Origin of the sequence: Thioclava indica (genome assembly GCF_000714545.1) — a bacterium.
GTDB lineage: Bacteria > Pseudomonadota > Alphaproteobacteria > Rhodobacterales > Rhodobacteraceae > Thioclava > Thioclava indica.
Genome location: NZ_AUNB01000020.1, coordinates 48,549 through 56,377 on the forward strand (window position 1 = coordinate 48,549; position 7,829 = coordinate 56,377).

The 7,829-nt window shown below is 59.1% G+C and carries 6 protein-coding genes, 1 tRNA gene and 1 pseudogene; 4 read left to right on the forward strand and 4 right to left on the reverse strand.

Annotated elements, in window-relative coordinates:
- The first annotated feature begins 6 nt into the window (after window positions 1-6).
- The 4 genes from DT23_RS07895 (at window position 7) to DT23_RS07910 (ending at window position 2,820) form a co-directional block, all read left to right on the forward strand.
- Window positions 7-777 (forward strand): 5-oxoprolinase subunit B family protein, encoded by a 771-nt coding sequence (locus DT23_RS07895; RefSeq protein WP_051697134.1) that lies wholly within the window; start codon window positions 7-9, stop codon window positions 775-777.
- Window positions 774-1,793, forward strand: coding sequence for a 5-oxoprolinase subunit C family protein (locus DT23_RS07900; RefSeq protein ID WP_038130220.1), 1,020 nt, complete (start codon window positions 774-776; stop codon window positions 1,791-1,793). Before DT23_RS07895 ends, DT23_RS07900 begins: the two co-directional genes overlap by 4 nt.
- 3 nt (window positions 1,794-1,796) lie before the next feature.
- Window positions 1,797-2,552 carry a LamB/YcsF family protein gene (locus DT23_RS07905; protein WP_038130222.1) on the forward strand — a complete coding sequence of 252 codons (756 nt, stop codon included), beginning with the start codon at window positions 1,797-1,799 and terminating at the stop codon, window positions 2,550-2,552.
- A gap of 191 nt (window positions 2,553-2,743) precedes the next feature.
- Window positions 2,744-2,820: transfer RNA gene (locus DT23_RS07910), tRNA-Met, on the forward strand.
- A gap of 404 nt (window positions 2,821-3,224) precedes the next feature.
- On the opposite strand, the gene DT23_RS07915 is transcribed toward DT23_RS07910, so the two are convergent.
- From DT23_RS07915 to DT23_RS19420, 4 genes and pseudogenes are all read right to left on the reverse strand, one after another.
- Entirely contained in the window at window positions 3,225-5,144 is a 1,920-nt protein-coding gene (locus DT23_RS07915; protein ID WP_038130223.1) for a GtrA family protein, read from the reverse strand.
- A gap of 1 nt (window position 5,145) precedes the next feature.
- Entirely contained in the window at window positions 5,146-6,141 is a 996-nt protein-coding gene (locus DT23_RS07920) for a glycosyltransferase family 2 protein (RefSeq protein WP_051697135.1), read from the reverse strand.
- A 327-nt stretch (window positions 6,142-6,468) separates the two neighbouring features.
- The gene (locus tag DT23_RS18520) at window positions 6,469-7,026 is read right to left on the reverse strand and encodes a DNA-binding protein (protein WP_240473571.1); all 558 of its coding nucleotides are present in this window, start codon (window positions 7,024-7,026) and stop codon (window positions 6,469-6,471) included.
- Window positions 7,027-7,064: 38 nt separating this feature from the next.
- A pseudogene (locus tag DT23_RS19420) lies at window positions 7,065-7,829 on the reverse strand (hypothetical protein); the annotation flags it as partial.

Sequence of the window (7,829 nt, forward strand, 5' to 3'; positions counted from 1 at the left end):
GCCGATATGAGTGTTGAATACGCCCTTTTGCCACCAAGTGCTGGCCCTCAGGATGTGCAGATTCTGCCGCTTGGGCAGGACGGCATTCTGGTGCGCTTCGCGTTGCGGGCAGAGCCGTGGGCGACCTCGGCGGCGCAGGCGTTTTATGACACCGCCCGCGCCGCCCCCCTGCCCCATCTGCACGAGATCGTGCCCAGCCTGACCTCGGTTTTGTTTCGCTTTGATGCGACGAAAACCACGCGCGCGGAATGTGCCCGCCAGATCGCCGAACTGCTATCGGGGCGTGATTGGCACACAGCTATGCCGCAGCCCGCCACGCGGATCTGGCGCATTCCGGCGGCCTTTGGCGGCGAACATGGCCCCGATCTTGAAGCTGCCTCCAAGCTTGCGGGCCTTAGCCCCGAAGCCGCCATCGAGATGATCACAACAACGCCTTTGCGCGTTCTGGCGATCGGGTTTGCGCCCGGTCAGCCCTATCTGGGACTGCTGCCCAAACCGTGGGATCTGCCCCGGATGCAAAGCCTCAACCCGCAGGTTCCCAAGGGCGCGATTGCGGTGGCGGTGCGCCAGTTGGTGCTGTTTTCCAATGCCTCGCCCACCGGATGGCGCCAGATCGCGCGCACGGCTTTTGCGCCGTTTCGCCCCGATGCCGAGCCCGCCGTGCCGTTGCGCGCAGGCGATGCACTGCAACTCGTTCCGGTCTCGGGTGATGACCTGACCGGGCTACTTGCGAGCGGCGATCCGGCAGGCGGCGCGATCTGCGAGACGCGGGAATGAGCGGCCAGATCTTTATCCACAAAGCCGGGCCGGGGCTGAGCGTGCAGGATTTAGGCCGCTTGGGGCAAACCCATATCGGACTGTCACGCGGCGGCGCGGCGGATCGTCTTGCGCTATACGAGGCGGCGGCATTGTTGGGGTTGTCCGTCCCCATCGCAGCCATCGAAATGGCCGCGATGGGTGGCGATTTTGAGGTCACACAGCCCAGCCGCATTGCACTGACCGGCGCTCCGATGCGCGCCTCTATTGACGCGCACCCTGTCGCGTGGAGCGCGAGCCACCTTTTGCAGCCGGGCCAGATCCTGCGCATCGGCGCCGCGACCGCGGGAGTGTTTGGCTATCTCACCTGTGCGGGCGGGATTGAGGTCCCGCCGAAGCTTGGCAGTCGTGCAACCCATCTGAGCGCGGGGCTTGGCGCGGCTTTGACGGCGGGCGCTCGCCTGCCGCTTGGCGTCGATAACGCCCTGGAAAAGGGTGCGCGCGTGTTGCGCTGTGATAACCGGTTCGAGGGCGGCACGCTGCGCTATATCTCTGGCCCGCAAACCGAATTATTCGATGCCACGACCCGCGCGCGCTTTGATCAGACGTGCTTTACGCGCAGCCCGTCCGGCAACCGTCAGGGCGTGGCGCTGGACTTTGAGGGCACCGCATTCGCGGCGCAGGCCCCCAAGGGGCTGGCCTCGGATTTTATTCAGGAAGGCGACATCCAGATGACCGGCGCGGGTCACCCCTTCGTGCTTTTGGCCGAGTGTCAGACCATCGGCGGCTACCCCCGGATCGGCACTGTTCTGGACTGCGACATTCCCAAGATCGCGCAGGCACCCGTGGGTGCGCGGCTACGCTTTGCCCATGTCACCTTGGCCGAGGCCGACCGGATCGCCGCGACCCAAGAGAACCTGTTGCAAAACCTGCGCCGCCAGAGCACAGATTTGATACGCGACCCGCGCATGATCCCCGATCTGTTGGCCTATCAACTGATCAGCGGCGTCACAGCGGGGCGCGACCTAGAGGAGTAAGCGATGCGCAAAGTCGATCTGAATTCCGATATCGGCGAGGGCTTTGGCCCTTGGGTGATGGGCGATGACGCCGGGCTGCTAGAGGTCATCACTTCGGCCAATATCGCCTGCGGTTTTCACGCCGGCGACCCGGATGTGATGGCGGCAACGATGGCTCTGGCGCAGGCGCGGGGCGTGGGGCTTGGCGCGCATCCGGGGTTCCCCGATTTGCAGGGGTTCGGGCGGCGCAGGCTGGCGCTGTCACATCGCGAGATCCGCAATATGATCACCTACCAACTGGGCGCGGCGCAGGCGATGGCGCGGGCTGCGGGCGGGCAGTTGCGCCACCTCAAGCTGCACGGGGCGCTGTCGAATATGGCCTGCGAGGATGCTGAGCTGGCGCGCGTCTGCTTTGAGGCGGCGCTGCGTATTCAGCCCGATCTGGTGATCTTGGTGCAGCCCCAAACCGCGATGGATCAAGTCGTGCGCGATCTGGGCTGTGCTTGGGCGGGTGAGATTTTCGCCGATCGCGCCTATAACGACGACGCCACGCTGATGGATCGCAAAGCGCCCGGCTCGGTGCTGCATGACCCCACCGAGATCGCCGCGCGGATGCTGGAGATGCTGCGCGCTGGCGCAATCATTGCGCAATCTGGCAAGCATATTCCTTGCCGCATCGACACGATTTGCGTGCATGGCGACACCGCAGGCGCGCTGTCCGTGGCGCGCACGTTGCGCCAAACCCTTGAGGCCGCGCAAATCACCATCGCCCCGCTTTGAGCCAACATCAACTGGGTCGACCGAGATCGGCGCCTAGCCAAAGCCAGAGGCAATCTGCCTAAACCCAAAGCCGCAAAGCCCGCACCCGAACGCCCGGTTCGATCCCTTGCAAATCTGTTAAAAAATCTTCAAAATTTCTGCCCACAAGGCATTGCGCTTCCCCACGCGGTGGCCTATCTAGCCCCCATTGGCGCGGGGTGGAGCAGCCCGGTAGCTCGTCAGGCTCATAACCTGAAGGTCGTAGGTTCAAATCCTACCCCCGCAACCAATAAAATCCCTCAAAAATCAAAAAACTTGCAGGCAACGCGGCCTCGCCATTTTCTACTGGCCAAAATGGACGGTGCTACACTGGTGCTACAAATTTGATCCTCAAACGTATCGCGCCCTGACGAAGTGCGCGAACCGGGCAATATCAGAGAATCAGTGGCGGGCTTGCCAGCCATGCGTTGACGGGTCTCCATCATGCGAAACGGTAAACGCTCGGATCGCCCCTAGGTGCATCCTTCTACCCTGCGTCTAGCGTTGACAGCTGGGGCAGGCAGGGCGGAGAGCGGGCATTCGCTGCATTTCGCTCGAATGGCAGCAACGCGCAGGGAGCTGGCTTTGCAAAGTCGGGCCGACGTCACAGGCCCTTGAACCATGGGCGGCGATCTCAGATGTTTCTAAGCCTGCCTATGATTTTGGCATATACCGAAAATAGGTGAAGCGGTCGGTCTGCCCGATCTCTTGATATTGGCTAAAAACGCCAGACCAAGCGGGATCTTGTGCCATGAAGGTTAGCCAGGGGAACCGGGACGTCGAAAAATACCCAGAGTCCCGGTCGATAACGAGAAGATCTGGATGATATCTGGCGATGTCAGAAATGTTGTCGGACCGATTGAGCGCGGCGATGGCTTCAAGTTTTGCGCAGGCGTCGGGCCGTTTTTCGCAGTCGGTTTTCGCAATCCTGTTTAACGCACCTGGTACCAGCCAATTCGAAGAGTAATGACTTACCCATTTCGCATTGCTCGCAATCGCGGCAGGTGGTCCTGCATAAACATGCGGCGTGAGAACCATCAGGCTATGCACATCGCCGATCTCCTTGGCCACATTGGCGATCTGCCTTGCCGCGCCATTTTGATAGAAGCCGCGCTGGACAAAGAGTGACAAAAGGCCAGCAATAGCGACGGCTGACGCGATCACCGCAGGATCCACGCGGCGCGCGCGCAGAATTACCAAAATGCAAGCGATAAGCGCGAAGGCACGGAAAGGAATCGCGTGATAGCTGAAACCTGTTCCTTGCAAGAAATACGATCCCAGCCCCGCAAGTGCGACAAACGCGAACGGAGCGACGCCTGCCTTGTCCCGACGTGTGACGAGTAGGATAACGGCAGGAAGCATCACTAAGAGGAGTTCGGGTAAAATTCTTACGAACACGGTTGCGAACGGTGCGCCGTAAGCGCCGTAGACTTCGCGCGCCATCGGAACAATCTTTGTCAAATAGGCCGGATGGACCGTCGCGACGAAGGCGATAAAGGCAAGACCAACGGCGAGAAACGTCAGGTTCGCGGGCGACAAAATGGGCCTTAGCGAGCGCTGCCGCAGGATGTTCAGAACTGTCATTGCCAGTGGAAAAAGCACGAAATGAGGCTTCAGACAGACGCCCAATGCGGCCACAGCGGCGCGCACAATTTGCTGCCGCAAGGACGCAGGTTTCGCGCTCGCCTCACCCAAAAGCCAAGGCATGCTAAGGATGACCAAAACCTGCTCGCGTTGGCCGAAATCATTCAGAGCGGGCACAACCAATGATATCGCAATCCCGATTAGCAGCAGCGAGCCGCGAAGAGGCGAAAACCCGAGCGAGTCTTGGATGATCGCGCGACACCAAACCAAGATTGCAAACAGCAAAAGCGCTAGCGCCAGATATTCCCCGTTCGTGTCACTGATCCCGAACAGTTCGGCGAACCCGATCGCCGGCAGTGTAAAGTAGAAGTTGAGGGGCGGGTTTACCTCGCTAATACTGGTATAGAGCCCTTGCCCTGCCAGCCAATCGCGCGTGGCGATAAGATACCAAGCTGTGTCGTGGTTGATCGCGCGCCCCCAGAATACTGCCAGCACAATAAGCGATAGCGCGGCCGCAAGCCCCAATCCGATCCAGTCGGGTCTTGCATGTTCACGCGCGCTCTCAAAAACCCAAAACCTAAACATCAGAAATGTCATCATCGGAACGACAACGGCCACAGCCATCATGGCGACACTAAAGTCAATTCCCAGAACGCTGTCGAGTAGCCAAACTATAAAACTGCTCGTTCCGAGCGAGACGAGTGCGGCAGTGATGAAGCGCAGAAACTGGTCGCTCCGGTTCACGGCGCGCCTGAAGGTGAAACGCGTATGGCCAACGTAAGAAAAGAGGACCGCGCAGATGAAACCCGCGAAATTCGCTTCTAGCGGGGCAAGATCAATCGCCTCCCGCGCCATCATCGCGATGAGGACGTGCACAAGTGTTGCAACGCCACCGACGCCACCAAAGCGGATAATTTGTCCCATCACAGCGATATCAACCTTTTTCTGCGACGGCCGCCACGCGCGACGATCCGAATCGAATATGAACACGTCAGATCTCCGTATTTTTGGCGAGGTGTTGCGAGCGCACGATGTAGACCGGTCTCTGGCGGACCTCGGTGTAGATGCGACCAACATATTCGCCGATGATCCCAAGCGCGAACATGTTGATCCCTCCGAAAACAAGGATCAGCATGATCGTTGAGGCATAACCGGGAACATCAACGCCAAACAGCAGTGTTCTGGTGAAAATAAATCCCGAATATGCCAGCGACGTAAAGGCCATCAACATTCCGATATAGGTCCAAATGCGCAAAGGGATTGTGGACGAGGCGAATATCCCATCCAAGGCAAGTTTCCAGAGTTTCCAATAAGACCAGCAGGTTTCCCCCGCGGTCCGTGCCGGGCGATCATAGATCACCTCTTCCGCCTCAAACCCGACCCAAGAAAAGAGCGCCTTATTGAAGCGCGAGCGTTCACCAAGCTGGCAGATTGCGTTAACCACTTCGCGGTCGAGTAGGCGAAAGTCACCAACCCCGCGTGGAATCGGGTGCTCTGCCAACGCGTTGAAGATGCGGTAAAAAGCGTTCGCTGTCTGTTTCTTGAGCCAGGTATCGTTGTCACGGCGGGCGCGGCGCGCATTCACCACCTTCGCCCCATCCAGCCAAAGCGCGATCATCTCGATGATCACCGCAGGGGGATCCTGCAGATCAACGTCGAGAGGAATCACGGCGTCCCCCTTGGCGTTGCGTAGGCCGGCGAATAATGCAGCCTCTTTTCCAAAATTGCGCGACAGGTTGATCAGTCCGATATTATCGCGCTCGGCGGCGGCAGTAAGGATCAGCTGTTCCGTAGTGTCACGGCTACCGTCGTTGACGAAAAGAACGTCGAAGCAAATGTCCGGCCCGACCTCGCCAAGAACCGACGTCACCTTGTCAAGAAACGTTGGGATGCTCGCTTCCTCGTTATAGATCGGCACGATCAGCGTGATTGAGCGGGTGTCTTGAAGGCCTACGGAGGCCTTGCTATCGACCTTAAAATGTTTCAACTTTTCTCTCGCGGCTAAAAAATAACATGCCCCATTTAATGATCCGAAAGTGGCATAAAGGTGTCCGTGGCAGGCCTATTGTATGCCAATTGAAAACAACGAGCGGTAGGCTCAACACAACCACGCAGCACACTGCGCAAATGTCTCTACTGGTGTTTGATAATGGCTCTGTCGCGCAAATGGGCTGGGACAGGTCATTTGCTGACTTTGGGACGAATGACAGCAAAGGGCCGACCTCTCCAATGCACTGTCCGCCTTGTCCGCCGTTGTCCGCCCCCAAGTGTACAAAGATTGATCGGCGGACAAGGCGGACAATGGCGGACAACGTCAAAGCGCTTTTAGGACAATGAGCCTTTGCCGTGACTTGCCCTCGCGTAGGTAGTCCACTCCAACACCCTGGCGGCGTAGCAGCGGCATCACGCGGCGCAACTCGCTGCCAAAGTGATTGGGTTTGCGGGGAAAGGTCTCGGCGCTATCGGTTTCCACCGGGAAGCGCTTGCGCAAAGCTATAATCAACTCGCTCGCGGTCCCTCGCCACTCGGCGTCCTGTTGCATAAAAATAAGCACCAGAGCCGCCACCATGTTGTTGTCGATGGCGATGGCCTCACTTTCGCGCCGATTGGCTTGATACGCGGTCAGGAACGCCCCCTCGGACCAGCCCAGGGCAGGCTCCGCCGCCGTGACCCATCTGGCGAAGTCTGCGAGCCTGGGGCGCTCTGAGAGTCGCACAGTGGCGCTATAGGCAAGCGCATGGGCTGACGCATCCAGCAACCCCGCGAGAATACGCGGGCGGGCTTTCTCGAAACGCTCCCAGAAATCGCTTTCAAAGCTTCGGGCGGTTTCGGGAATTGTCGGCAAGGTCAGAATGATAGCGCGATCTGCCAAGTCTGCCCGCTCGGCTAGGTCGGGTATGCCATTCAGGATCAAGGGCCGAGTGGCTTTGAACAAAACCTCGTCGGCGTCGCTATGCAGTTTGCGCGTGGCAAAGCCGTCCCCGTAGCAAGCCGACATAGGCAATCAGCCATCACGGGTTTGATTCGCGAAAGATTGTCGAAAGCTAAGACATGCGCACCTTGCGCAGCAATCACCAGGTCGCGCTCGTCACCAGGGAAAGAGCGGGTTTCCAATGTGGACGGATCAACCAGCGCGCGCAGCACCTTCGTGACGGTACTTTTGGCGCTGCCCTGTTCGCCCGAAAGCACGAGGATAGGATAAGGGCCATCCGCTCGCAGCGCGCCCAATAGCCAGCCCACGACAAGCTGGAAATCCGCTTCGCTGCCCACGTTCACGAACTCACGCAATAAGCTTATGTCACCGCTGCCAGGGACGGGCAGCGGCAAGCCTGCCACCCCATTGCTGCGTCGAAATCGTGGCTCTTTGCTTTGGCGCATTTTCCAGCCCTCGGGCGTGATTTCTACAGACGACCAGTCGGGCGCACCCAGGTCCAAGGCAAAGCCTTCAGCGGTTTTGCTAATGCGCAGAGAGGCTGCGCGTTCTTTCTCCTCAAATAGCGCCTGCCCAACCAGGAGATTGCCACGGTCACCGCTAACGGGGCCTATGGCACGCGCAGATGTCACAATGTGATTGCCGCTCGAGGTACCGCTGCCGTCATCCCGCCGCGCAAGAATGCCCAACTTTGGAAGCCAACAGGCGGGTGCTATTGGAGCTATGCCAGAATTTGGGTGATG

What these genes read in the sequence shown, in the direction of transcription:
- DT23_RS07905 (WP_038130222.1), top strand. Translation starts at nt 1,797, where the DNA reads ATGCGCAAAGTCGATCTGAATTCCGATATCGGCGAGGGCTTTGGCCCT.
- DT23_RS07895 (WP_051697134.1), top strand. Translation starts at nt 7, where the DNA reads ATGAGTGTTGAATACGCCCTTTTGCCACCAAGTGCTGGCCCTCAGGAT.
- DT23_RS07900 (WP_038130220.1), top strand. Translation starts at nt 774, where the DNA reads ATGAGCGGCCAGATCTTTATCCACAAAGCCGGGCCGGGGCTGAGCGTG.